At 60.2% G+C, this 24,542-nt stretch carries 22 protein-coding genes; 15 read left to right on the plus strand and 7 right to left on the minus strand.

The genetic code is table 11. From position 1 onward, the window contains the following. The first annotated feature begins 213 nt into the window (after positions 1–213). From J0G10_RS07620 to ccoM, 3 genes are all read left to right on the plus strand, one after another. Positions 214–555, plus strand: a complete 342-nt coding sequence (locus J0G10_RS07620; RefSeq protein ID WP_003222394.1) for a hypothetical protein — start codon at positions 214–216, stop codon at positions 553–555. A 116-nt stretch (positions 556–671) separates the two neighbouring features. After that, entirely contained in the window at positions 672–833 is a 162-nt protein-coding gene (locus J0G10_RS07625; protein WP_220558242.1) for a hypothetical protein, read from the plus strand. 145 nt (positions 834–978) lie between these two features. After that, positions 979–1,092: a cytochrome c oxidase subunit CcoM gene (gene ccoM, locus J0G10_RS30115; protein WP_003222396.1), complete on the plus strand. Its 114-nt coding sequence runs from the start codon at positions 979–981 to the stop codon at positions 1,090–1,092. A 1,005-nt stretch (positions 1,093–2,097) separates the two neighbouring features. Here ccoM and J0G10_RS07630 read toward each other — a convergent pair. Both J0G10_RS07630 and J0G10_RS07635 read right to left on the minus strand, forming a co-directional pair. Beyond that, on the minus strand, positions 2,098–3,573 hold the full coding sequence (locus J0G10_RS07630; RefSeq protein WP_007917114.1) for an inorganic phosphate transporter: 1,476 nt from the start codon (positions 3,571–3,573) through the stop codon (positions 2,098–2,100). A gap of 374 nt (positions 3,574–3,947) precedes the next feature. Then, positions 3,948–4,148, minus strand: coding sequence for a hypothetical protein (locus J0G10_RS07635; RefSeq protein WP_008080067.1), 201 nt, complete (start codon positions 4,146–4,148; stop codon positions 3,948–3,950). Between the two features lie 204 nt (positions 4,149–4,352). Here J0G10_RS07635 and J0G10_RS07640 point away from each other — a divergent pair, with 204 nt between their 5' ends. The 12 genes from J0G10_RS07640 (at position 4,353) to pcaC (ending at position 15,840) form a co-directional block, all read left to right on the plus strand. Then, entirely contained in the window at positions 4,353–4,514 is a 162-nt protein-coding gene (locus J0G10_RS07640) for a hypothetical protein (RefSeq protein WP_156685510.1), read from the plus strand. Positions 4,515–4,797: 283 nt separating this feature from the next. Further along, positions 4,798–5,640 carry a pca regulon transcriptional regulator PcaR gene (gene pcaR / locus J0G10_RS07645; RefSeq protein ID WP_007917109.1) on the plus strand — a complete coding sequence of 281 codons (843 nt, stop codon included), beginning with the start codon at positions 4,798–4,800 and terminating at the stop codon, positions 5,638–5,640. 294 nt (positions 5,641–5,934) lie between these two features. Continuing rightward, on the plus strand, positions 5,935–7,281 hold the full coding sequence (locus tag J0G10_RS07650) for an MFS transporter (RefSeq protein WP_220558243.1): 1,347 nt from the start codon (positions 5,935–5,937) through the stop codon (positions 7,279–7,281). A gap of 287 nt (positions 7,282–7,568) precedes the next feature. Beyond that, positions 7,569–8,426, plus strand: coding sequence for a CoA transferase subunit A (locus J0G10_RS07655; RefSeq protein ID WP_077571457.1), 858 nt, complete (start codon positions 7,569–7,571; stop codon positions 8,424–8,426). Further along, entirely contained in the window at positions 8,426–9,205 is a 780-nt protein-coding gene (locus tag J0G10_RS07660; RefSeq protein WP_064393051.1) for a CoA-transferase subunit beta, read from the plus strand. Before J0G10_RS07655 ends, J0G10_RS07660 begins: the two co-directional genes overlap by 1 nt. Next, on the plus strand, positions 9,202–10,407 hold the full coding sequence (pcaF, locus tag J0G10_RS07665; protein ID WP_176471291.1) for a 3-oxoadipyl-CoA thiolase: 1,206 nt from the start codon (positions 9,202–9,204) through the stop codon (positions 10,405–10,407). The genes J0G10_RS07660 and pcaF overlap by 4 nt, the downstream gene beginning before the upstream one ends. A gap of 36 nt (positions 10,408–10,443) precedes the next feature. Beyond that, a complete protein-coding gene (pcaH, locus tag J0G10_RS07670; protein WP_008080089.1) occupies positions 10,444–11,148 on the plus strand; it encodes a protocatechuate 3,4-dioxygenase subunit beta in 705 nt (234 codons plus the stop codon). A gap of 1 nt (position 11,149) precedes the next feature. Next, complete coding sequence (pcaG, locus tag J0G10_RS07675) at positions 11,150–11,716, plus strand: protocatechuate 3,4-dioxygenase subunit alpha (RefSeq protein WP_150792567.1); 567 nt, start codon at positions 11,150–11,152, stop codon at positions 11,714–11,716. A gap of 210 nt (positions 11,717–11,926) precedes the next feature. Beyond that, positions 11,927–13,222, plus strand: a complete 1,296-nt coding sequence (locus J0G10_RS07680; protein ID WP_095049154.1) for an MFS family transporter — start codon at positions 11,927–11,929, stop codon at positions 13,220–13,222. Between the two features lie 46 nt (positions 13,223–13,268). Then, on the plus strand, positions 13,269–14,633 hold the full coding sequence (locus J0G10_RS07685; protein ID WP_095049155.1) for a 3-carboxy-cis,cis-muconate cycloisomerase: 1,365 nt from the start codon (positions 13,269–13,271) through the stop codon (positions 14,631–14,633). Between the two features lie 12 nt (positions 14,634–14,645). Next, positions 14,646–15,437: a 3-oxoadipate enol-lactonase gene (pcaD, locus tag J0G10_RS07690; RefSeq protein ID WP_095125609.1), complete on the plus strand. Its 792-nt coding sequence runs from the start codon at positions 14,646–14,648 to the stop codon at positions 15,435–15,437. Between the two features lie 10 nt (positions 15,438–15,447). Next, positions 15,448–15,840 (plus strand): 4-carboxymuconolactone decarboxylase, encoded by a 393-nt coding sequence (gene pcaC, locus J0G10_RS07695; RefSeq protein WP_025110738.1) that lies wholly within the window; start codon positions 15,448–15,450, stop codon positions 15,838–15,840. Positions 15,841–15,970: 130 nt separating this feature from the next. Here pcaC and J0G10_RS07700 read toward each other — a convergent pair whose 3' ends face one another. The 5 genes from J0G10_RS07700 to emhA form a co-directional block, all read right to left on the minus strand. Continuing rightward, a complete protein-coding gene (locus J0G10_RS07700) occupies positions 15,971–16,774 on the minus strand; it encodes a methyltransferase domain-containing protein (RefSeq protein ID WP_095125608.1) in 804 nt (267 codons plus the stop codon). 268 nt (positions 16,775–17,042) lie between these two features. After that, positions 17,043–18,302: an OprD family porin gene (locus J0G10_RS07705; RefSeq protein WP_099758209.1), complete on the minus strand. Its 1,260-nt coding sequence runs from the start codon at positions 18,300–18,302 to the stop codon at positions 17,043–17,045. A 439-nt stretch (positions 18,303–18,741) separates the two neighbouring features. Then, complete coding sequence (gene emhC / locus J0G10_RS07710; RefSeq protein ID WP_093438633.1) at positions 18,742–20,202, minus strand: efflux RND transporter outer membrane subunit EmhC; 1,461 nt, start codon at positions 20,200–20,202, stop codon at positions 18,742–18,744. Beyond that, positions 20,199–23,363 (minus strand): efflux RND transporter permease subunit EmhB, encoded by a 3,165-nt coding sequence (emhB, locus tag J0G10_RS07715; protein ID WP_095125606.1) that lies wholly within the window; start codon positions 23,361–23,363, stop codon positions 20,199–20,201. Before emhB ends, emhC begins: the two co-directional genes overlap by 4 nt. A 3-nt stretch (positions 23,364–23,366) precedes the next feature. Beyond that, positions 23,367–24,524, minus strand: coding sequence for an efflux RND transporter periplasmic adaptor subunit EmhA (gene emhA, locus J0G10_RS07720; RefSeq protein WP_095049160.1), 1,158 nt, complete (start codon positions 24,522–24,524; stop codon positions 23,367–23,369). Positions 24,525–24,542 lie beyond the last annotated feature (18 nt).

Below are 24,542 nucleotides of genomic sequence, written 5' to 3' on the forward strand. Positions count from 1 at the left end.
CGGAATGCAGGCTTCAGGGCCAAAGATTACTGGCGTAGGAGCTGCCGTAGGCTGCGATCTTTTGATCTTTGAGAACCCTTGAGGTTTGAGCTGTCTGATGAAGATCGCAGCCTTCGGCAGCTCCTACACGTGCCAAGTGCGTCACAGATTTTCGACCAGTGGCTCAAGGCGCCTTTGCCGCAGCCGATAGCCTGCTGACAGGAGACCCCATATATGTTGCCACCGATGCTCCCCCTGAGCGCTGTGCCGATCACTTCCCAGCAGGATCCGATCCGCCAGCGGCCGGACATTCCTCCGGTGGTGCCGGTGCAGGAAAGCTCCAACGAAAGCACGATCGATCTGCAAAAGCGCGACCCGGAAGAGGATCGACTGCTGGCGCGTGAAGAGCAGCGCCGTCAGCAAGAACGTGATCGCCGTCGTCGCGAAGCCGACGAAGACCCGGAAGAACACCTGGCGGTGCCCGGTACCGAACTGAATGCCGACAACACCGTGCCGGTGGTGCCGCTGATGGAAGATCAGCCGCGTCAGGGCTTGTGGGTCGATATCGAGATTTGAGTCGCTGTACCGCGTGGGGCGCGCCGGCTGGTCAGCGCGCGTCTGAGGCTGCATTATTGGCGCAGTCCTGCCGGTGATGTGGCAGTTGTGATTCTTTCAAGTGATGTACTGACGCCATGAGCCAAGACGACAAATTGACTGACCTCAGCACTGAGCGCGCCAAGCGTGTGCATGACATTAAAGAGAAGCGCCTGAACGAGGTGCGCCAAGCGTTCGAGCAGGCTATGCCGCTGGGAAAAGCCAAGAAAAAGTCGAAAAACAAGCCGAAAAAGCGTTGATCTCCCCCTGCATCCGTTGATGCAGGTCAGTTATTTTCCCTCCTTTATCCCCCTTCGTTGCTGGTATTGATCCCGGTCAATTTGTGCGCCTGTGTGTTTGGTAACTTAGTCCCATCGCAGCAGAGCAGGGGCCAGGAGGCCAGTCATGTTTTTCGATAACGTGGTGTTTGCCGGGGTCCTGACTGTAGGGCTGATGGTTCTGTTTTTTGCAGGGTTTGGATTTTTTATCTGGAAGGATGCGAATAAGCGCAAGAAGTGATTCTTCTGGATTGATGAGCACGCAAGGCATTTTGGGGCGACTTCGGTTGCCCCTTTTTTTTTGTGTCTTGGCGGCCTTTGGGCCGACCATGCTCCTGGGGTTCTGGGTGAATATCCGTTTTTGCGGGTGTTGCTGATTACGGTTCCGCCCTTACGGCGGGTCACCTTTTTCAAACGCCAAAAAGGTAACCCAAAAGGCTTGCTCCTGCGTTCGGCCCTCGCAGGCTCGGGTTCCTTCGCTCCGGGATCGATCCGGGCGCAGCGGCTCCGGTTTGCTTCGCTGCACCTCCTTCCGCTGTGTTTGGCTTCGCCAAACGGTCGCTGCGCTCCCACGCCCGGATCAATCCCTCCACTCAGCCTTCCGACGTCGCCTTACAGATCAAGATCAAAAGCAGGCGAGCTGACACTCGGCCTATTGAGTGGTGAAAAGCGGGTGTTCGGCTTTGGGTTTTTGGTGCTCTTGCCACTCACCCCAGCCCTCTCCCGAGGGAGAGAGAGCCGATGGTGGGCCTGTGAAAATTTGCGTTCAACTCGGACTTTCACGTCGGCGTAACTCTACCAAACACCTCGGTCAGTCCCCTCTCCCTCCGGGAGAGGGCTAGGGTGAGGGGCTTTTGATCTGGCTTTTGATCTTGCTTTGGTTTTTGATCTTTTGCCCCATCGGCAGGCCGAGCGAAGGTGTTCATCCGGGGGTAGGCGCGTAGCGCCGTGCGGCGTAGCCGCATACATCGAGAGGAGGTGCAGCGAAGCAAACCGTAGGCGATGCCCCCGGATGGACACCGTAGCGAGGGAACACTGAGCCTCAGCGAAGTGCCGTACGCCAGGGGCAAAGCCTTTTGGTTCCTTTTTGGCGTTTGAAAAAGGGACTCGCTGTAAGAGCGAAACCGCCAGCGGCAGCACCCGCAGCAACGGATATGCCCCCAATCCCAATCCCAATCCCAAAACCCCAAACACAAAAAAAGGCGCGATCCTCTCGAATCGCGCCTTTCTCAAGTACCGCTATCTATCAACTACCCAGCGCCTTCGACGCCAGCCAGAACAACCCGGCCGACAGCGCCACAGTCGCCGGCAGGGTCAACACCCACGCCAACAGAATGGTACGCACCGTGCCACCCTGCAGGCCGCTCTTGTTAGCAACCATGGTGCCCGCCACGCCCGAAGACAGCACGTGAGTGGTCGACACCGGCAGGCTGAAGATATTGGCCATACCGATCAAACTGGCAGTAGTGATCTGCGCCGACATGCCCTGGGAATAGGTCATGCCCTGCTTGCCGATCTTCTCACCGATGGTCAGTACCACGCGTTTCCAGCCAACCATGGTGCCCAGGCCCAGGGCCAGTGCAACCGCCAGAATCACCCAGAACGGGGCGTATTCGGTGGTGGTGGTCAGGTCTTTGCGCAGCTTGTCGAGGTCAGCCTTTTCACGGGCTTCCAGGCCAGGCAGCTTGCCAACCTTCTTCGCGGTGTCGTCCAGGCAGAGCAGGTAACGGCGCACTTCAATGCGGCTTTCCGACGATAGCGAGTGATAGTCCGCTACGCCTTTAAGCGTGTGCAGCAGGGCGCTGATGGTCGGTTCGGTCTGCTGCGGGTTGCAGCGGAATTTCTCCGGCAGGTCGCCTTCCACGCTTTTGCCCAGGGCCAGGAATTCACCCAGCGAGTCGGCGTTGCGCTGGTAGAACTGGCTCAGGTGCAGGGTCGCATCGCGAGTGCGTTCGATCTGGTACGTGGTGCTGTTCAGATCAAGGACGAACTGCGCCGGGACGATACCGATCAACACCAACATGATCAGGCCGATGCCTTTCTGGCCATCGTTGGAGCCGTGCACGAAGCTCACGGCCATGGCCGAGATCACCAGAACGAGACGGTTCCAGAACGGTGGGTGCTTCTTGTCGTCGATCTTGCGGCGTTGTTCCGGTGTCTTGTGCATCTTCGACAGCGGACGCCACCACTTCAGGCCGATCAGGATCAGCGCGGCGATCAGGAAGCCGGCCATTGGCGAGAACACCAGCGAGGCGCCGATGTCGATCGCTTTCTGCCAGTTCACGCCGTCGGCCAACGGAATGTCGTTGATCAGGGCGTTGGCCAGGCCGACACCGAGGATCGAGCCGATCAGGGTGTGCGAGCTGGAAGCCGGGATACCGAAGTACCAGGTGCCCAGGTTCCAGGCGATTGCCGCGGCGAGCAACGAGAACACCATCGCCAGGCCATGGCCGGTGTTCACATTGATCAGCAGCTCAACCGGCAGCAAATGGACAATGGCATACGCCACGCCAACGCCGCCCAGCAGCACGCCGAGGAAATTGAACACACCGGAGAAGAACACCGCCAGGTGGGGCGGCATGGCTTTGGTGTAGATAACAGTGGCTACCGCGTTAGCGGTGTCATGAAATCCATTGATGAACTCGAAGGCGAGGACAAACGTCAGGGCGAGCAAGAGGCTCACAAGCACCCAAGCATCCAGTCCGCTGAATAAATCGATCATGAAGGTTTTCTGACCCGGTCGTAAGGGGGCGCGATTATGCCAGAAAAGACTGGAAATCGATCCCCTCCCTGCTCATCGGTTACACACTTCTTCGATTTAATTTGTTGCAACGCATGAAAACCAAGCGTTCTGCAGGGTTTTTCAAGTGTTTGATTTGCTTAATAAAAAGCTTGTTTTGCAAGCGAATTTACCGATGCGCAGACGTCTCAAACGCTTGTCTGAAATATCTGTGAAACCTGTAGGACGCCCGTTCTCAGTCAGTCAGACCGGATGATGGCCGCTGCCCGCGGGTAGCGGGCGCGCAAGGCATCGTCGTTCCACCGCGCTTGTAACCGGTGTGGACGCAAACCTTCAAAAGATCCGAAAACCGTGGCTCAAGGCTCTTCGGCTTTGAGTTCCTTTTCGATTTTTTCGATTTCCTGCTTGAAGACCTGATCCTGAACGGTAGGGCGTTTACGCCATGCTTTGCGTTCCGGTTCGGGCTGAGCGGCGTAGGTGGTGACTTCCCCGCCGTAAACTTCCTTGTAACGTTGTTCCTGGCGCTCAAGTTCCGCGCGCAGTTCGTCTTTCGTCACAGTGCTACCTGTATGAGTTGAGTTAAGTGTCTGGTGAAACGCACTGCAACGAATCGATTGAACGGAGCCACCGCGAGTTCAACGCCCGGACAGGCATTGGTGTGAACGGTGGGGCGATCAAGACTTCCGTGTTACAGGCGGCTACGGCACCAGATAAAAACTGACGCAGCATCAGTTTCCTGTTTCAGCGAGCGCAGGCGTTGCATGAGTAATGCGCGTCAGGCGCTGGCCGGGCTGTTGGCGATGGGCATCGCCGCAGCGGGTGACGACCTCGCGATTGAAAACGAGGTGCCACTGAGCTGCATTATAGCGGTCGATTCAGGAATGACTATCTTTGCCAAGTTAAAAACGGTTCCGGATGTGTGATTGTTTTGTGACTCGCAACTTTTGTTACTAGTTGAAGTGCGTGTTGGCGCTTATTGCGTGGGTGATCTGTTTTTGGCGCCATTTAGTCGGACAACTAAGGCTGTGATTCTGATAATCGCAAAGTTTGGCTTGCCCCATAAATGGCTAGAGGCTAGCCCATCAGCTGATTGCGATTATCGGTCGACGGTTCGATAATCGCCCAATCTTGCAGCCCGACGCTTGTGCATTTGTCGGCGAGCCGCTTGTATAGCCCATTGATCCGTGCCGGATAAAAGGACAAGAAATGAACGATCAAATGCGCAACTCCTTCACCTCCGTGGCGCCGCCGATCGTCGCCTCGCCGGCCAAACGCATCCAGGCGCTGACCGGTGATCCGGACTTCATGACTTCGCTGGCTCGTGGTCTGGCGGTGGTGCAGGCGTTTCAGGAGCGCAAGCGCCATCTGACTATCGCCCAGATCAGCCACCGCACCGAGATTCCCCGCGCCGCCGTGCGCCGTTGCCTGCATACGCTGATCAAACTCGGCTACGCCACCACGGACGGTCGCACATATTCATTGCTGCCCAAAGTGCTGACCCTCGGCCACGCCTATCTGTCGTCGACGCCGTTGGCAGTGTCCGCTCAGCCGTACCTCGACCGCATGAGCGAACAACTGCACGAAGCCTGCAACATGGCAACGCTCGAGGGCGACGACATTCTCTACATCGCCCGCTCGGCGACCACCCAGCGACTGATTTCGGTGGACCTGTCGGTGGGCGGCCGTCTGCCGGCGTATTGCACATCAATGGGCCGGATTCTGCTGGCAGCCCTTGATGACACCTCGCTGCGTGAATACCTCGATCACGCCGAACTGGTCGCCAAGACCAGCCGCACGATTCACACGCCCGATGCTTTGCTCGAATGCCTGCAGGAAGTGCGGCAGCAAGGCTGGTGCATCGTCGATCAGGAACTGGAACAAGGTCTGCGTTCGATTGCCGTGCCGGTCTACGACGCTTCCGGCCAGGTGGTGGCAGCGCTCAACGTCAGCACCCACGCCGGTCGCGTCAGTCGTACCGAGCTGGAGCAGCGCTTCCTGCCGGGACTGCTCAGTGCCAGTCGTGACCTCAGTGCGCAGCTGTTCGCCTGATGAAGCTGTTCGATAAACGCACAGTGTTGCGTTTATCGAATTGACGCTAAAACCCTCGGATCATTAATGTCGCGGCAGCGTCATCCGGCGCTGATGTGAATGAGCCCGCCGGACTGCCGACTCCCATAATAATGACAAGAGGCAACTCACCATGCGCATGCTCTCCGACTGTCTCCGCCCCATCCGCTGTTGCCGGGTTCACCGCAACGCCTGATCCAGACCTTCTATTCTTGTGACCGTGCCGCTCTCTGGCCGGCCGCCGTTCGACTGCGTTTTTTGCGTGGAATAAAAATAATGAACCAGCCTCAGTCCGCTGTGGGTAACTGCCTCGACGTGCAGACCTTCATCAATGCCCAACCGATCTCGCGCTATCAGTGGCGCGTAGTGATCCTGTGTTTCCTGATTGTCTTTCTCGATGGCCTCGACACCGCCGCGATGGGGTTTATTGCCCCGGCGCTGTCGCAGGATTGGGGCATCGACCGGGCCAGCCTTGGCCCGGTGATGAGTGCCGCGCTGATTGGCATGGTCTTCGGCGCACTGGGTTCCGGGCCTTTGGCTGACCGCTTCGGGCGCAAAGTGGTACTCGTTGGCGCGGTGGTTCTGTTCGGTGCCTTCAGCCTGGCGTCGGCGTACAGCAGCAACGTTGAACAGCTGCTGGTGCTGCGCTTCCTCACTGGCCTTGGCTTGGGCGCGGGGATGCCGAATGCCACAACTCTGCTCTCGGAATACACCCCGGAGCGCAAGAAATCGCTGCTGGTGACCAGCATGTTCTGCGGTTTCAACCTGGGCATGGCCGGTGGCGGGTTCATTTCCGCCAAGCTGATTCCGGCGTTCGGCTGGCACAGCCTGCTGCTGATCGGCGGGATCCTGCCGCTGATCCTCGCCGTGGTGCTGCTGTTCTGGCTGCCGGAATCGGCGCGTTATCTGGTGGTGCGCAATCGTGGCACGGACAAAGTGCGCAAGACCCTGGCGCCGATCGACCGGGTCACCGTCGCTCAGGCCTCGAGCTTCAGCGTACCGGAACAGAAAACCGTCAAGGCGCGCAACGTGTTCGCGGTGATCTTCTCCGGCACTTACAGCACTGGCACCTTGCTGCTGTGGCTAACCTACTTCATGGGCCTGGTGATTGTTTATCTGCTGACCAGTTGGTTGCCGACACTGATGCGTGACAGCGGCGCGAGCATGGAGCAAGCCGCATTTATTGGCGCGTTGTTCCAGTTCGGCGGGGTGTTGAGCGCGGTCGCTGTGGGATGGGCGATGGACCGCTTCAATCCGCACAAGGTCATCGGCATTTTCTACCTGCTGGCCGGGGTGTTTGCCTACGCGGTGGGGCAGAGCCTGGGCAACATCACGTTGCTGGCGACTTTGGTGCTGGTGGCGGGGATGTGCGTGAACGGTGCGCAATCGGCGATGCCGTCACTGGCGGCGCGGTTTTATCCCACCCAAGGGCGGGCGACCGGGGTCTCATGGATGCTGGGGATTGGCCGCTTTGGCGCGATTCTCGGGGCATGGATGGGCGCGACATTGTTGGGCCTGGGCTGGAATTTCGAGCAGGTGTTGACGGCGTTGGTGATTCCGGCGGCATTGGCGACTACTGCGGTGGTGATCAAAGGCATGGTCAGTCATGCGGATGCGACCTGAGTATCAGCGCATGATCGTTCCCACGCTCTGCGTGGGAACGCCTCAATAGACGCTCTGCGTCTGCTTTGGGAGGCGGAGCGTCCCGGGCTGCATTCCCACGCGGAGCGTGGGAACGATCAATCAAAACACGAACCGATAGGCTGACAACAATCTGTTCGATAAACGAACACTCAGTCGATTATCGGATTGTTTGGCGATTTTCCCAGGCTTAATCTGCAGTGACTCCGGCGCTGAACCTCGCGCCTTTTTATCACTGGCGATTCATTACAAAAACAGGAGCCCGCTCCATGGCTGAGATCCTTTCGCTGCACGACGCGGTGAAGCAATTCGTCAACGACGGTGACACCGTCGCACTCGAAGGCTTCACTCACCTGATCCCTACAGCAGCGGGTCATGAAATCATTCGTCAGGGCAAGAAAGATCTGACGCTGGTGCGGATGACACCTGACCTGATCTACGACCAACTGATCGGCGCCGGTTGCGCACGCAAACTGATTTTCTCCTGGGGCGGCAACCCGGGCGTCGGTTCGCTGCACCGCCTGCGTGACGCGGTCGAGAAACAATGGCCGCATGCTCTCGAAATCGAAGAGCACAGCCATGCCGACCTGGCCAATGCCTACGTCGCTGGCGCATCCGGCCTGCCGTTCGCGGTGCTGCGCGCCTACGCCGGCTCCGACCTGCCGAAGGTCAATCCACTGATCAAAACCGTGACCTGCCCGTTCACCGGTGAAGTGCTGGCGGCGGTGCCGTCGGTGCGCCCGGACGTGACCGTGATCCACGCACAGAAAGCCGACCGTCAGGGCAACGTGCTGCTGTGGGGCATTCTCGGTGTGCAGAAAGAAGCGGCACTGGCGGCCAAACGCTGCATCGTCACCGTGGAAGAGATTGTCGACAACCTCAACGCGCCGATGAATGCCTGCGTGCTGCCGACCTGGGCCTTGAGCGCAGTCTGCCACGTACCCGGCGGCGCGCACCCGTCCTACGCCCACGGTTACACCGAGCGCGACAATCGTTTCTATCAGGCGTGGGACCCGATTGCCCGTGACCGTGAAACGTTTACTGCGTGGATCAACGAATACATCCATGGCTGCGCTGACTTCAGCGCGTTCCAGGCCAAGTTGGCCGCTGCTTCGGAGGCCAAGTAATGACTTACACCACCAATGAAATGATGACCGTCGCGGCGGCCCGTCGCCTGAAGAACGGCTCGGTGTGCTTCGTCGGTATCGGCCTGCCGTCGAAAGCCGCCAACCTGGCGCGCCTGACCTCGTCGCCGGACGTGGTGCTGATCTACGAGTCGGGCCCGATTGGCGCCAAGCCAAGCGTGTTGCCGCTGTCCATTGGTGACGGCGAGCTCGCTGAAACCGCTGACACCGTCGTACCGACCGGTGAGATTTTTCGCTATTGGTTGCAGGGCGGACGCATTGACGTTGGTTTCCTCGGTGCTGCGCAAGTCGACCGTTTCGGCAACATCAACACCACCGTGGTTGGCGATTACTTCTCGCCGAAAGTGCGTCTACCGGGGGCCGGTGGCGCGCCGGAGATTGCCGGTTCGGCAAAAAGCGTGTTGATCATCCTTAAACAGTCGGCGCGTTCGTTTGTCGACAAGCTCGACTTCATCACCTCAGTCGGTCACGGCGAAGGCGGCGACTCGCGTAAACGTCTGGGCCTGCCGGGCGCCGGGCCGGTCGGGATCATCACCGACCTGTGCATCATGGAACCGGAAGAAGGCACCCACGAATTCGTGGTCACCGCGCTGCACCCGGGCGTGACCCGCGAGCAAGTGGTCGCGGCCACCGGTTGGGCGATTCGTTTTGCCGAGCATGTTGAAAACACCGCTGAACCGACTGAAGTCGAACTGACTGCGCTGCGCGATCTCGAAGCGCGTACTGCCGCCGCCCACGGCCAGGCACCGGGAGAAGCATGATGCGTGACGTTTATATCTGCGACGCGATTCGCACCCCGATCGGCCGTTTCGGCGGCGGTTTGTCCGCCGTCCGCGCCGATGACCTGGCCGCTGTGCCGATCAAGGCCCTGATGGAACGCAATCCATCGGTGGACTGGAATGCCATCGACGAAGTCTTCCTCGGTTGCGCCAACCAGGCCGGTGAAGACAACCGCAACGTTGCGCGTATGGCCCTGCTGCTGGCGGGCCTGCCGGAAAGCGTACCGGGCGTGACGCTCAATCGTCTTTGCGCTTCGGGCATGGACGCGATCGGCACCGCATTCCGCGCCATCGCCAGCGGCGAGATGGAGTTGGCAATTGCCGGCGGCGTCGAGTCGATGTCCCGCGCGCCGTTCGTGATGGGCAAGGCTGACGCAGCGTTTTCGCGCAACATGAAGCTGGAAGACACCACCATCGGCTGGCGTTTCATCAACCCGTTGATGAAGGCGCTGTACGGCGTCGACGCGATGCCGCAGACCGCTGACAACGTCGCCGACGACTATAAAGTGTCGCGCGCCGATCAGGACGCGTTTGCTCTACGCAGTCAGCAACGCACTGCTGCCGCGCAGGCTGCGGGCTACTTCGCCGAAGAAATCGTCGAAGTGCGGATCGCCCACAAGAAGGGCGAAACCGTGGTCAGCCAGGACGAACATCCGCGCGCTGACACCACGATTGAAGCGTTGACCAAATTGAAACCGGTCAACGGCCCAGACAAAACCGTCACCGCCGGCAATGCTTCTGGCGTCAACGACGGTGCTGCCGCACTGATTCTGGCTTCCGCCGACGCGGTAAAAAAACATGGCCTGACCGCCCGCGCCAAAGTGCTCGGCATGGCCAGCGCCGGTGTCGCACCTCGGGTGATGGGCATCGGCCCGGTACCGGCGGTGCGCAAATTGATCGAGCGTCTCGGCGTCGCGGTCAGCGATTTCGACGTGATCGAACTCAACGAAGCATTTGCCAGCCAAGGCTTGGCGGTGCTGCGTGAACTGGGTCTGGCGGATGACGCCGCGCAGGTCAACCCGAACGGCGGGGCGATTGCCCTTGGTCACCCGTTGGGCATGAGCGGTGCGCGTCTGGTGCTGACCGCGCTGCATCAGCTGGAAAAGACCGGTGGCAAGAAAGGTCTGGCGACCATGTGCGTCGGTGTCGGCCAAGGTCTGGCCCTGGCCATCGAACGCGTCTGACGCAAGCCGTGACGAAATAGAACAGAGGAAAGCGACATGTCTGACAAGCCTGGTTACCGTCGTCCGCAGGAAGGCACTCAGCCTGAGTACCTGCACCCGACGTATCAATCCACCAACCTGCGCTCGCCGTCCAAACCATTGGTGTTTCTGCCGCACTCGCTGTCGGAAATCACCGGGCCGACCATCGGCGCCGAGCGCGTGGGCGACACCGATAACGACCTGACCGCCCAGCATGAAGGCGAGCCGCAGGGCGAACGCATCATCATTCACGGCCGCGTGCTCGACGAAAACGGTCTGCCGGTGCCGGGGATTCTGGTGGAGATCTGGCAGGCCAACGCCGCCGGCCGCTATAACCACAAGCGCGACCTGCACGACGCGCCGCTGGACCCGAACTTCACCGGTACTGGCCGCACCGTCACCGACGCCGATGGCTGGTATCAGTTCCAGACCATCAAGCCCGGCGCCTACCCTTGGGGTAACCATCACAACGCCTGGCGCCCGGCGCATATCCACTTCTCGCTGTTCGGGCCGAGCATCCTCACGCGTCTGGTCACGCAAATGTATTTCCCGGGCGATCCGCTGCTGGCCTATGACCCGATCTACAACTGCGTGCCGGACACCTCGGCCAAGGAACGCCTGATCGCCAGTTTCGATCTGGAAAAAACCATTCCGTCCTACGCCCTCGGTTATCGCTGGGACATCGTGCTGCGCGGGCGTGAAGCCACGCCGATGGAGAAATAAGATGACGCTGACTGCGACCACGTCCCACACCGTCGGGCCGTACTACCACATCGGCCTGACCTGGCTGAACCGTGAAGACCTCACCGTTGAGCAAACCCTCGGTGAGCGCGTGGCAATCACCGGGCAAGTGGTGGATGGCAACGGCGATGTCGTTAACGACGCCATGCTCGAAGTCTGGCAGGCCAACGCTGCCGGCAAATACGACCACCCGGAAGACGAGCAGGACAAACCGCTTGATCCGCACTTTGAAGGTTTTGGCCGGGTGCCGGTGGATGCTGAAGGGCGCTTCCGTTTCACCACCATCAAACCGGGCACGGTTGAGGGGCTGAAGGGCTCGACCCAGGCGCCGCATCTGGTGGTGCTGGTGTTTGCCCGTGGCTTGGTCAAACACTTGCTGACGCGGATCTACTTTGAAGGCGAGCCGGCCAACGTTGATGATCCGTTACTCGAATGTGTGCCGGCCGAGCGTCGCAGCACGTTGCTGGCCAAGCAGGACGCCTCGGGTGTTTACCAGTGGAATGTGATTCTGCAGGGCACTGATGCCGAGACGGTGTTCTTCGATTATTAAAATCAAAAGATCACCGCCTGCGGCAGCTTCTACATGATCGTTCCCACGCTCTGCGTGGGAATGCCGCCATGGACGCTCCGCGTCCACTGTGACGCGGAGCGTCACCGGATGCGTTACCACGCGGAGCGTGGGAACGATCGATGTAGGATGTGGAACGGGACTGTTGCAAAGTATGTCTAGACTCTCACTGTCCCTATCGAGTGAAAAACAATGACAACGACCACCTCCCATTACACCGGTGAAGAGCGCAGCAAGCGCATCTTTGCCATTGTCGGCGCCTCGTCTGGCAACCTCGTCGAATGGTTCGACTTCTACGTCTACGCTTTCTGCGCGATCTATTTCGCCCCGGCGTTCTTCCCCTCCGACAACCCGACGGTGCAACTGGTCAATACCGCTGGCGTGTTCGCCGCCGGCTTCCTGATGCGCCCGATTGGTGGCTGGATTTTCGGCCGGGTCGCCGACAAGCACGGGCGCAAGAATTCGATGCTCATCTCGATTCTGATGATGTGCTTCGGCTCGTTGCTGATTGCCTGCCTGCCGACCTATAAGGACATCGGCGTCTGGGCACCGGTCCTGCTGTTGTTCGCACGCTTGCTGCAAGGCTTGTCGGTCGGCGGCGAGTACGGCACCACCGCGACCTATATGAGCGAAGTTGCCCTCAAGGGCCAGCGTGGATTTTTCGCCTCGTTCCAGTACGTGACCCTGATCGGCGGACAACTGCTGGCGGTGTCGCTGGTGGTGGTCCTGCAGCAATTCCTCACCGAAGAAGACCTGCGTGCCTACGGCTGGCGGATTCCGTTTGTGGTCGGTGCGGTGGCGGCGCTGATTTCGCTGTTCCTGCGTCGTTCGCTGAAAGAAACCACCAACAAGGAAACCCGCGCGCATAAAGACGCCGGCAGCATCAGCGCACTGTTCCGCGATCACAAAGCCGCGTTCATCACCGTGCTCGGTTACACCGCCGGTGGTTCGCTGATTTTCTACACCTTCACTACCTACATGCAGAAGTACCTGGTCAACACCGCTGGCATGCACGCCAAGACCGCCAGCTACATCATGACCGGCGCGCTGTTCCTGTATATGTGCATGCAGCCGCTGTTCGGCATGCTTGCTGACAAGATTGGCCGCCGTAATTCGATGCTCTGGTTCGGCGCGCTCGGCACGCTGTTCACCGTGCCGATTCTGTTGAGCCTGAAAAGCGTCAGCAGCCCGTTCCTCGCGTTTGTATTGATCACCGTGGCGCTGGCGATTGTCAGTTTCTACACCTCGATCAGCGGCCTGGTAAAAGCCGAAATGTTCCCGCCGGAAGTCCGCGCCCTTGGCGTTGGTCTGGCCTATGCGGTGGCGAACGCGATCTTCGGCGGTTCGGCGGAATTCGTCGCCCTGAGCCTGAAGAACATCGGCATGGAAAATTCCTTCTACTGGTACGTTACGGCCATGATGGCGATCGCCTTCCTGTTCAGTCTGCGCTTGCCGAAACAGGCGGCGTATTTGCACCACGATCTCTAACCCGAAGTGCGCGGGTCGTCAGGGCCCGCGCCGGCAAGGACTGTTTATGACTCAGCGACCGGGCAATCAATTGTTCGATGCCTATTTCACTGCCCGCGATATGCGTGAGGTGTTCTGCGATCAGGGCCGCGTGCAGGCCATGCTCGACTTCGAAGCGGCGCTGGCCCGGGCCGAGGCGCGGGTCGGGTTGATTCCAGCTTCCGCTGTGGCACCGATTGCGGCGGCATGCAGCGCTGGTCTGTATGACTTCGCGGTGCTGGGCGAGGCGATTGCCACGGCCGGCAATTCGGCGATTCCGCTGGTCAAGGCATTGGGCAAGCAGATTGCTGCCAGCGACGCTGAAGCCGAACGTTATGTGCATTTGGGCGCGACCAGTCAGGACGTGATGGATTCCGGGCTGGTGTTGCAATTGCGTCAGGCGCTGGCGTTGATCGAGAACGATCTCTCGCAACTCGCTGATTCCCTCGCGATCCAGGCGCAACGTCATGCGGCGACGCCGTTGGCCGGGCGCACGTGGCTGCAACACGCGACGCCGGTAACCCTCGGCATGAAAATCGCCGGATGGCTGGGCGCGGTGAATCGCAGCCGTCAGCGCTTGCGTGAACTCAAGCCGCGTTTGCTGGTGCTGCAATTCGGTGGCGCTTCCGGGACCCTCGCCGCGTTGGGCGAACAGGCCTTGCCGATTGCCGAAGCGCTGGCTGAAGAACTGCAACTGACCTTGCCGGAACAGCCGTGGCACACCCAGCGTGATCGCGTGGTCGAGTTCGGCGCGGTGCTGGGTTTGATCGCCGGCAGCCTGGGCAAATTCGGCCGCGACATCAGCCTGTTGATGCAGACTGAAGCGGCTGAGGTGTTCGAGCCATCGGCACCGGGCAAGGGTGGTTCGTCGACCATGCCGCACAAACGCAACCCGGTGGGCGCGGCGGTGTTGATCGGCGCAGCGACGCGGGTGCCGGGTCTGGTCTCGACGCTGTTCAGCGCGATGCCCCAGGAGCACGAGCGCAGCCTCGGTCTGTGGCATGCCGAATGGGAAACCCTGCCGGAGATTTGCTGCCTCGTTTCCGGTTCGCTGCAACAGGCACGCTTGCTCGCCGACGGTCTGGAAGTCGACGCCGCACGCATGGCCCGCAACCTCGAATTGACTCAGGGGCTGGTGTTGGCCGAAGCCGTCAGCATCGTCCTTGCCCAGCGTGTCGGCCGCGACGCCGCGCATCACCTGCTCGAACAATGCTGCAAACGCGCGGTGGCCGAGCAGCGCCATTTGCGCGCCGTGCTCGGTGACGAACCGCAAGTCACCGCCGAGTTGAGCAGCGCTGAACTTGATCAACTTTTGAACCCCGCTCATTACCTCGGCCAGGCAAAAACCTGGGTCGAGCGCGCGGTGGCCGAACACAACGCATTGTCTGTCTGAAAGGAGAGGGCTGTGGCTTTCGTTCAACTCGCCGATGGCGAACTGCATTATCAAATCGAGGGCCCGGTCGATGCGCCGGTGCTGGTGCTCTCCAACTCGCTAGGCACTGATCTGCACATGTGGGACGCGCAGATGCCGGCGTTTACCGAGCACTTTCGCGTGCTGCGTTTCGATACCCGTGGCCACGGCGAATCGCTGGTGACGCCGGGTCCTTACAGCATCGAGCAACTCGGTCATGACGTGCTCGGTTTGCTGGATGCACTGCACATTGAGCGTGCGCATTTTTGTGGGCTGTCGATGGGAGGCCTGATCGGCCAGTGGCTGGGGATCAATGCCGGGCATCGGCTGCATAAGCTGATCGTCTGCAATACCGCGGCAAAAATCGGTGATCCGTCGGTGTGGAATCCACGCATCGAAACCGTGCTGCGTGACGGTGCGGCAGCGATGGTGGCCCTGCGTGATGCATCGATTGCCCGCTGGTTCACCCCGGACTTTTCGGCTGCTCATCCGGCAGCGGCCAAGCAGATTACCGACATGCTCGCGGCCACCTCGCCGCAAGGTTATGCGGCTAACTGCGCAGCGGTGCGTGATGCGGATTTCCGCGAGCAACTGGTTTCGATCAACGTGCCGTTGCTAGTGATTGCCGGCACTGAAGATGCGGTGACGCCGCCGTCCGGTGGGCACTTTATTCAGGAACATGTACGCGGCGCCGAATACGCCGAGTTCTATGCGGCGCACCTGTCCAACGTGCAGGCTGGCGTGGACTTCAGTGATCGTGTGTTGGCGTTTTTGCGGGCTAAGTGAGGAAGTTTTTGTGGACGAGAAACAACGTTACGACGACGGCATGCAAGTGCGTCGCGCGGTGCTGGGCGATGCCCATGTCGATCGCAGCCTGACCACGCTGACCGAGTTCAACTCGGAGTTTCAGGAAATGATCACCCGGCATGCGTGGGGCGATATCTGGACGCGACCGGGCTTGCCACGTCATACGCGCAGTCTGATCACCATCGCCATGCTGATCGGCATGAACCGCGAAGGCGAACTGAAACTGCACTTGCGCGCGGCGGCCAATAACGGCGTGAGCCGGGGTGAGATCAAGGAAGTGATCATGCAGAGCGCGATCTACTGCGGGATTCCGGCAGCGAATGCGACGTTTCATCTGGCTGAATCGGTTTGGGATGAGCTAGGAGTCGAATCCCGGGAGTGATGTTGCCTGAGCTGACGCCATCGCTGGCAAGCCAGCTCCCACAGGTTTTTCAGGTGTGCACAAAATCTGTGTTCGCTGAAAATCCCTGTGGGAGCTGGCTTGCCAGCGATAGCAATAGTGCCGCGACCAATCAAACCGTGGCAACGATGAATATCCGCTTGAACGCAAACAACGTATGCCCATCCCCCTCCTGCGGATAATGCTTATGCACCCGCATCAGGTAGTGATAGATAAACCGCGCCTGTTCCGCTGAATCCAGCGCCTGCATCACCGGCCGCAGCGCCGAGACCTTCACCCAGTCATAAATTGGCGATTTGCCGTCAACCACCTGCAACTGCTCGGTCTCCCAGATATCCAGGGATGAGGTCAGCGGCGCGAGCAAGCGGTAGTAATCCTCCAGTGCCAACAACGGCCGCGCGGCCATGCGCTGGCGCAGTTCAGGTGTGCCCATTGGCGTGCCACCGGGGCCGCCATTTTCGAGAGTGTCGAGCATCAGCCGATACCACAGCGCATCGCGCCAGTCCGGCATGTGCGCCGCCAGACAACCGCCGGGATTCAGATAACCGAGCAGATGCGGCAGCAGCGTTTCATGGCCCTCGATAAAGTGCAGCACGGCGGCTGCGAGCAGCAGGTCCGCCGGCTGCTCCGGTTGCCAATCGAGCAGATCGCAGTGTTTCCACGATGCCCTGAGCGGCAGACAGCGCGCTTCTGCGAGCATCTGTGCCGAGCTGTCGATCCCCTGCAACTGCGCGCGCGGCCAGCGTTTGGCCAACAACTGCGTGGCAATGCCGGTGCCGCAGCCAAGGTCGTAAATGCGTTGAGGATTTGGCAGGTCAACACGGTCGAGCAATTCATTGACCGGGCGTTGCCTGAGACGGGAAAACTGCTGGTACGCCTTGGCGTCCCAGTCGGGTGTTGCAAGACGAGAGATCATTGAGGTGGTCCTCCAGTGATCGATGGTGTCTTCCGATGACAACCTGGCTCCCAGCTTGAGGACCGACTACGACGACGGAAGCGGAAAGGTGAAGCACCTGACTCCTTCAGGTTTTGTCACTTTACCTGCCGGCCGGCAAAGTGCCACTTCTCCTGACCAATGGCGAGAATTCCAATGTAGGAGCTGCCGAAGGCTGCGATCTTTTGATCTTGTTTTTAAGATCAAAAGATCGCAGCCTGCGGCAGCTCCTACAGGGGTGGGTCGGTGTTTAGAGGAGGCTGATCGGGTAGCTGACGATCAAGCGGTTCTCATCGAACTCGTTGTTGCTGAAGTCCCGGCGCATGGTCGAGTTGCGCCATCTGACGTTCAGATCCTTAAGCGCGCCGCTCTGCACGGTGTAGCCCAGTTCCGATTCGCGGCCCCACTCCTTGCCGTCGGTGATGGTCCCGGTGTGCACGTTGTCGCCGCTGATGTAGCGGTTCATCAGGGTCAGGCCGGGGATGCCCAGCGCGACGAAGTTGTAGTCATGGCGTACTTGCCAGGAACGTTCCTGCGCATTGTCGTAGCTGGCGTTGTAGCTGTCGTTGGCCAGCGTGCCGCCGCTGGTGCCGTTGACGCGCATCCAGGCGCTGTCGCCGGTGAGTTTCTGCAGGCCGACGTAGAAGGTGTTGCCGCCGTACTTCGCCGAGAACATCCCTGACCAGGTTTTGTTGTCGAGGTCGCCGGCGCGGGCGCTGCCATCGTCCTTGCCGTAGAAGAAGCCGAGGTTGGCGCCCAGCGTCCAGTCGCCCAGCGGCTGGCTGTGGATCAGGTTGACGTATTGCTGGCTGTAGATGTCCTTGAGTTCGGCGTTCCACAGGCCGATCTGTGTGCGTTTTTCGTTGAAAACGTATTCGCCGCCCTGAAAGTTGAAGCGATCAGAGGTGAACGCCGCTTTGCCGGTCATCGACATGTCGCTCATGCTGCTGTCATCGCGCGGGCTGTTGGCGCGGAACTGGCCGCCGTAGAGGGTCAGGCCGTCGATTTCTTTGGACGTGATCTGCCCGCCACGGAAGGTCTGTGGCAATGAGCGGCCATCGTCCGAACGCAGGATCGGCAGCACCGGCATCCACTCGCCGACCTTCACTTCGGTCTGCGAAAGCTTGGCTTTGAAAGCGACGTTGGTGCGACCGAAGTTGTCCGCCGGACGACCGTCATGGTCCAGCGGCAACAATTGGGTGCCGCCCGTGCCTTTGCCGCCATCAAGCTTTACCGAATACAGGCCCAGCACGTCCATGCCGAAGCCGACGGTGCCTTGGGTGAAGCCGGATTTGGCGTCGAGGATGAAGCTCTGCGTCCACTCTTCAGCCTTGCCCTGAGCCTTGGTCGGGTTGGTGAAGTTACGGTTGATATAGAAGTTGCGCAGGTTGAGATTGACCTTGGCGCCCTCGATGAAGCCGGCTTCTTCAGCCGCTGCGGGCAGCGCCGCGCCGGCCAGGGCCAGGGCGATCAGGCCGGGAATTGCGTAAGGCGCAGGGGATGTTGTCATGGGCTCGGGTCTCTCTTGTTTTTTTAAGGCGAACAGGTGCGCTGACACCGGTTTTCGGAGTGCAAACATGAAAAGTGTTCAGAGGTGAAACGACGGCAATCAGCCGGACGGGGCAGGGCGCGGGAGCATGGTGTCGAACCTGTTGTTATTGGTTTTGTGGAGCGAATGGTGCGGGGGGCGGTGGTGGGGATTCAATCGGCGGAAGCGGTTTTTGGGCGATTATCGAACGCAAGATTTGCTCGGGGTTTTGGGTGAATGGGAGGGCCTCATCGCTGGCAAGCCAGCTCCCACAGGTTTTTGTGTCGTTCACAATGTTGGGTACACCACAGAACATTGTGGGAGCTGGCTTGCCAGCGATGGGGCCAGCCCAGACACCACAACTTTCTGACAGGCAACAAAAAGCCCACCAATCGGTGGGCTCCTTGTATTCAGCCGATGATCAGAACAACTTCATCTTCGGCGCTTCTTCTTTCAGCGGTTCGTTCTGCGCGGTCTGCGCATTCCAGCCACCGCCCAAGGCCTTGTACAGGTTGACCGCACTGGTCAGCTGCGCGAGGCGGTCGGTGATCAGCGCTTGTTGCGCGCTGAACAGCTGACGCTGGGCATCGAGGAAGGTCAGGTTGCTGTCGACGCCGATGCGGTAGCGACGTTCGGCCAGGCGGTAGTAATCCTGGTTGGCCGCGACGAAGTCACGCTGCGCTTGCAACTGCTCGGTGTAGGTCTGGCGGGCGGCGAGGCCGTCGGCGACTTCCTGGAAGGCCGTTTGAATGGACTTTTCGTAGTTCGCCACGCCAATGTCCTTCTGGATCTTGGCGTAGTCGAGGCTGGCGCGCAGGCTGCCGGCGTTGAAGATCGGCAGGTTGATCTGCGGCTGGAACAACCACGTCCCCGAACCACCCTTGAACAGGCCGGACAGGTCCGGGCTCAGGCTGCCCGCGTTGGCGGTCAGGCTGATGCTCGGGAAGAACGCGGCACGGGCTGCGCCAATGTTGGCGTTGGCCGCTTTCAGGTTGTACTCGGCTTGCAGAATGTCCGGACGACGTTGCAGCAGATCCGAAGGCAGACCGGCCGGGACGTCGCTGAGCAGGTCATCGGACAGCGGTTTGGCCGTTTGCAGATTAGCCGGGATACCAGTGCCGAGCAGCAGGGTCAGGCTGTTTTCGTCCTGCGCCACCTGGCGGGTGTAACGCGCCAGTTGTGCGCGAGCGTTCTCGACCGAGGTGCGCGACTGCGCCAGGTCCAGTGCCGAAGCCACACCGACTTCGTTGCTGCGGCTGGTCAGCTTGTAGCTTTCTTCGAAGGCACCGAGGGTGTCCTGGGTCAGCTTGAGCAGTTCCTTGTCCGCTTGCCAGGTCAGGTAAGCATTGGCGACGCTGGCGACCAGACTGATCTGCGTGCTGCGGCGTGCTTCTTCGGTGGCGAAGTATTGTTGCAGCGCTTGTTCGCTCAGGCTGCGAACGCGACCGAACAGGTCGAGTTCGTAGGCGCTGATGCCGACAGTGGCGGAGTAGGAGCTGGTGATGCTCGACTCGCCGGTCTGCGATGCACGGGCCGGAACCCGCTGACGGCTGCCGCTGGCATTGGCCGATACCGCCGGGAACAGGTCGGCGCGCTGGATGCGGTATTGAGCCGCATAGGCGTCGATGTTCAGCGCCGCGACACGCAGGTCGCGGTTATTTTCCAGGGACACCTGGATCAGCTGTTGCAGCGCCGGGTCATGGAAAAACTGCTTCCAGCCTTGCTCGGCAGCGGCTTGCGCCGGTGCCTGGGCCGGCGAATAGGCCGGCCCCTGCGGGTACTGACCTGCGACCGGAGCCTCAGGCTGCTGATAATCAGGTATCAGCGAGCAACCGCTCAGCACGAAGGCGGCGACTGCGATGGAGAGTAGCGACTTGCTCATTGGCCAGCCTCTTTAGGAGTTTCTTTAGTGTCATCCGGGTCGGTGATTTTACGCTGGCCCATGGACGAAACCGTAACGAAGAACAGGGGTACCCAGAAAATCGCGAGTACGGTGGCGGTGATCATACCGCCAATTACCACGGTGCCAATGGCGTGCTGGCTGCCTGAGCCGGCGCCTGTGGAAATTGCCAGAGGCACTACGCCGAGGATGAACGCCAGGGACGTCATGATGATCGGACGCAGACGCATGCGGCAAGCTTCGATGGCTGCGTCGCGCAGACTGGCGCCCTGTTCATGCAATTCCTTGGCGAACTCGACGATCAGAATGGCGTTTTTCGCTGCCAGACCGATGGTCGTCAACAGCCCCACCAGGAAGTACACGTCGTTGGACAGCCCGCGCAGACTGGTCGCCAGCAAGGCACCGATGATCCCCAGCGGAACCACGAGCACCACCGCAATCGGAATCGACCAGCTCTCATAGAGAGCCGCCAGACACAGGAATACCATCAGCAGCGACAGCGCAAACAGTGCCGGCGCCTGCGAACCCGCCAGACGTTCTTCATAGGACAGCCCCGTCCAGGAGATGCCTACGCCTTTCGGCAGTTTCGCGGCAATGGCTTCGACCTCGGCCATGGCTTCACCCGTGGAGTAACCTGGAGCCGGGGCACCGAGGATTTCCACCGCTTCCACACCGTTGTAGCGCGAGAGCTTCGGCGAACCGTAGATCCACTCGCCCTTGGCGAATGCCGAGAACGGAACCATGGTGCCGCTGGCGTTGCGTACGTACCACTTCTTCAAGTCTTCCGGTTTCATGCGCGAATCCGGCTGGCCTTGCACGTACACCTTCTTCACCCGACCACGGTCGATGAAGTCGTTGACGTAGCTACTACCCAAAGCAATCGACAAGGTGTTGTTGATGTCGCTGATGGTAACGCCCAGGGCGCTGGCCTTCTCGTCATCGATTTCGAGCTGGAATTGCGGCTCGTCATTCAGACCGTTCGGACGTACCTGCGACAACACTTTGCTTTGCGCCGCCATGCCGAGGAACTGGTTGCGTGCCTCCATCAGTTTTTCATGACCGATACCGGCGCGGTCCTGCAGGAACACGTCGAAACCGGTGGCGTTACCCAACTCCAGCACTGCCGGCGGGGCGAAGGCGAACACCATCGCGTCGCGGAAGGTAAAGAAGTGCTGCTGGGCGCGAGCCGCCAGCTTGAACACGCTGTTGTCGGCGTTACGCTCATCCCAAGGCTTGAGCATGATGAATGCCATACCCGAGCTCTGACCACGGCCGGCGAAGTTGAAACCGGTCACGGTGAACACCGAGGCGACGGTGTCACCTTCACCGCCATCCTTGGTCGGACGCAGCAGGTATTCACGCATTTCATCCACGACTACCTGGGTGCGCTGGGCGCTGGAACCGGCCGGGGTCTGCACTTGAGCGAACAGTACGCCCTGGTCTTCTTCCGGCAGGAAGGAGGAGGGGATGCGCATGAACAACCAGATCATGCCGATCAGAATCAGCGCGTAGGCCAGCAGGTAAGGCACCTTCTGGCGCAGGATATTGCCGACGCCACGCTCGTAGCTTTTGACGCTGCGATCGAAGTTGCGGTTGAACCAGCCGAAGAAGCCTTTTTTCGGAACGCCGTGCTCACCATGGGGAATAGGCTTGAGCATGGTCGCGCAGAGTGCCGGGGTGAAGATCAGCGCGACCAGCACCGACAGGGCCATGGCCGAGACAATCGTGATCGAGAACTGCTTGTAGATCACACCGGTCGAGCCACCGAAGAACGCCATTGGCAGCAGAACCGCCGACAGTACCAAGGCGATACCAACCAGTGCGCCCTGGATCTGGCCCATGGATTTCTTGGTCGCTTCCTTCGGAGACAGGCCCTCCTCAGCCATGACTCGCTCGACGTTTTCCACCACGACGATGGCATCGTCCACCAGCAAACCGATGGCCAGTACCATGCCGAACATGGTCAGGGTGTTGATGCTGAAACCGGCGGCGGCGAGGATGCCGAACGTACCGAGCAATACCACCGGCACGGTCATCGTGGTGATGACGGTGGCGCGGAAGTTCTGCAGGAACAGGAACATCACCAGGAACACCAGCGCGATCGCTTCGACCAGCGTGTGAACCACACCTTTGATCGACTCGGTCACTACGGGGGTCGTGTCGTACGGGAACACCACTTCCATGCCTGGCGGGAAGAACGGCTTGAGGCTGTCGATAGTGGTGCGCAAGGCTTTGGCCGTATCGAGGGCGTTGGCGCCGTTGGCCAGTTTCACTGCCAGACCGGATGCCGGGCTGCCGTTGAACTGGGCACTGATGGCGTAGTTTTCGCCACCCAGGCCAACATCAGCCACGTCTTTGAGGCGAACCTGCGAACCGTCCTTGTTGACCTTGAGCAGGATTTCCTTGAACTGCTCGGCCGTCTGCAGACGGGTCTTGCCGATGATCGTCGCGTTCAGTTGCTGGCCCTGTACGGCCGGCAAGCCGCCGAGCTGGCCGGACGAGACCTGGACGTTTTGCGCCGCGATGGCAGTCTTCACGTCGATCGGGGTCAGGTTGAAATTGTTCAGCTTGGCCGGGTCGAGCCAGATGCGCATCGCATACTGGGCACCGAAGACCTGGAAGTCACCGACGCCAGCAGTCCGCGAAATCGGATCCTGCATGTTCGACACGATGTAGTTGGACAAGTCGTCCTTGGTCATGCTGCCGTCACGCGAGACCACGCCGATGACCAGCAGGAAGTTTTTCACTGCCTTGGTCACGCGGATACCTTGTTGCTGCACTTCCTGCGGCAACAGCGGAGTGGCGAGGTTCAGCTTGTTCTGAACCTGCACCTGCGCGGTGTCGGAGTTGGTGCCTTGCTCGAAGGTCGCGGTGATGGTCATGCTGCCGTCGGAGTTACTTTCCGAGGACACATAACGCAAGTTGTCGATACCGTTGAGCTGCTGCTCGATCACCTGGACCACGGTATCCTGCACGGTTTGCGCCGAAGCGCCCGGGTAGGTCACGGAGATCGCAATGGCCGGTGGCGCAATGCTTGGGTACTGGTTGATCGGCAATTTCAGGATCGAAAGTGCCCCGACCAGCATGATCACCAGGGCAATTACCCAGGCGAAAATCGGACGGTCGATGAAGAATTTTGACATGGATTACTCCCCTTTGCCGCCGGCGGCTTTGTCAGCTGCCTGAGCGGGGGCCGGGTTCTTGGTGCCGACGTTGGTCGCTTCAGTCGGTTTGACCTCGACGCCCGGTTTGACGAATTGCAGCCCTTCGGTGATCAGGCGATCGCCGGCCTTCAAGCCGTCTTCGATCAGCCATTGGCTGCCGACGGTGCGGCTGGCCTTCAACTGACGCAACTCGACTTTGTTGTCCGGGCCGACGACCAGTGCGGTCGGCGTGCCTTTGAGGTCACGGGTCACGCCTTGCTGCGGGGCGAGGATCGCGGCGCTGTTGACACCGGCCTGCAGCTGCGCGTGGACGAACATGCCTGGCAACAGGGTGTGATCCGGGTTCGGGAACACGGCGCGCAGAGTTACCGAACCGGTGGTCTGGTCGACCGACACTTCGGAGAATTCCAGCTTACCGTCGAGCTTGTATTGGCTGCCGTCTTCCAGAGTCAGCTTGACTGCGGCGGCGTTGTCACCCGCTTTCTGCAGACGACCGCTTTCCAGTTCGCGGCGCAGCTCCAGCAGTTCCACCGAGGACTGGGTGACATCAACGTAGATCGGGTCCAGTTGCTGGATCACGGCCATGGCGTCGGTTTGACCATTGCTCACCAAGGCACCTTCGGTGACCGAAGAGCGGCCGATACGCCCGGAGATCGGCGCGTACACCTTGGTGTAACGCACGTTGATCTGCGCGCTCTGCAGCGACGCTTCCGATTCCATGCGGTTGGCCACGGCGGTGTCGTATTCCTGGCGGCTCACGGCCTGTTCATCGACCAGTTGCTTGTAGCGGTCGGAGATCGACTTGGTCGAACGCAGGCTGGCTTCGGCGCTTTTCAGGGTCGCTTCATAAACCGCCGGATCGATCTGATACAGCTGCTGACCGGCTTTGACATCGCCGCCTTCCTTGAACAGGCGCTTGAGAATGATGCCGTTGACCTGTGGTCGAACTTCCGCGATGCGGTACGCACTGGTGCGCCCCGGCAGTTCGGAGGTGAGGGTAAAGGCTTGTGGTTGCAGGGTGACGACGCCGACCTGAGGCGGTGGAGCGGCCGGTGCCGCTTCTTCCTTTTTACATCCGCTGAGCAGCGATGCCAGGGCGACGGCAGTGACCAGAGCGGTAACAGCTGGCTTGAATTGCATGAAGATCCTCGGGTCAGG

The sequence above is a fragment of the Pseudomonas germanica genome (assembly GCF_019614655.1).
Classification (GTDB): domain Bacteria; phylum Pseudomonadota; class Gammaproteobacteria; order Pseudomonadales; family Pseudomonadaceae; genus Aquipseudomonas; species Aquipseudomonas neuropathica.

Bases quoted from the DNA above. Each gene is read 5' to 3' on its own strand.
- J0G10_RS07620 (WP_003222394.1), top strand. From the start codon at position 214: ATGTTGCCACCGATGCTCCCCCTGAGCGCTGTGCCGATCACTTCCCAG.
- J0G10_RS07625 (WP_220558242.1), top strand. From the start codon at position 672: ATGAGCCAAGACGACAAATTGACTGACCTCAGCACTGAGCGCGCCAAG.
- ccoM (WP_003222396.1), top strand. From the start codon at position 979: ATGTTTTTCGATAACGTGGTGTTTGCCGGGGTCCTGACTGTAGGGCTG.
- J0G10_RS07630 (WP_007917114.1), bottom strand. From the start codon at position 3,573: ATGATCGATTTATTCAGCGGACTGGATGCTTGGGTGCTTGTGAGCCTC.
- J0G10_RS07640 (WP_156685510.1), top strand. From the start codon at position 4,353: ATGAGTAATGCGCGTCAGGCGCTGGCCGGGCTGTTGGCGATGGGCATC.
- pcaR (WP_007917109.1), top strand. From the start codon at position 4,798: ATGAACGATCAAATGCGCAACTCCTTCACCTCCGTGGCGCCGCCGATC.
- J0G10_RS07650 (WP_220558243.1), top strand. From the start codon at position 5,935: ATGAACCAGCCTCAGTCCGCTGTGGGTAACTGCCTCGACGTGCAGACC.
- J0G10_RS07655 (WP_077571457.1), top strand. From the start codon at position 7,569: ATGGCTGAGATCCTTTCGCTGCACGACGCGGTGAAGCAATTCGTCAAC.
- J0G10_RS07660 (WP_064393051.1), top strand. From the start codon at position 8,426: ATGACTTACACCACCAATGAAATGATGACCGTCGCGGCGGCCCGTCGC.
- pcaF (WP_176471291.1), top strand. From the start codon at position 9,202: ATGATGCGTGACGTTTATATCTGCGACGCGATTCGCACCCCGATCGGC.
- pcaH (WP_008080089.1), top strand. From the start codon at position 10,444: ATGTCTGACAAGCCTGGTTACCGTCGTCCGCAGGAAGGCACTCAGCCT.
- pcaG (WP_150792567.1), top strand. From the start codon at position 11,150: ATGACGCTGACTGCGACCACGTCCCACACCGTCGGGCCGTACTACCAC.
- J0G10_RS07680 (WP_095049154.1), top strand. From the start codon at position 11,927: ATGACAACGACCACCTCCCATTACACCGGTGAAGAGCGCAGCAAGCGC.
- J0G10_RS07685 (WP_095049155.1), top strand. From the start codon at position 13,269: ATGACTCAGCGACCGGGCAATCAATTGTTCGATGCCTATTTCACTGCC.
- J0G10_RS07700 (WP_095125608.1), bottom strand. From the start codon at position 16,774: ATGATCTCTCGTCTTGCAACACCCGACTGGGACGCCAAGGCGTACCAG.
- J0G10_RS07705 (WP_099758209.1), bottom strand. From the start codon at position 18,302: ATGACAACATCCCCTGCGCCTTACGCAATTCCCGGCCTGATCGCCCTG.
- emhC (WP_093438633.1), bottom strand. From the start codon at position 20,202: ATGAGCAAGTCGCTACTCTCCATCGCAGTCGCCGCCTTCGTGCTGAGC.
- emhB (WP_095125606.1), bottom strand. From the start codon at position 23,363: ATGTCAAAATTCTTCATCGACCGTCCGATTTTCGCCTGGGTAATTGCC.
- emhA (WP_095049160.1), bottom strand. From the start codon at position 24,524: ATGCAATTCAAGCCAGCTGTTACCGCTCTGGTCACTGCCGTCGCCCTG.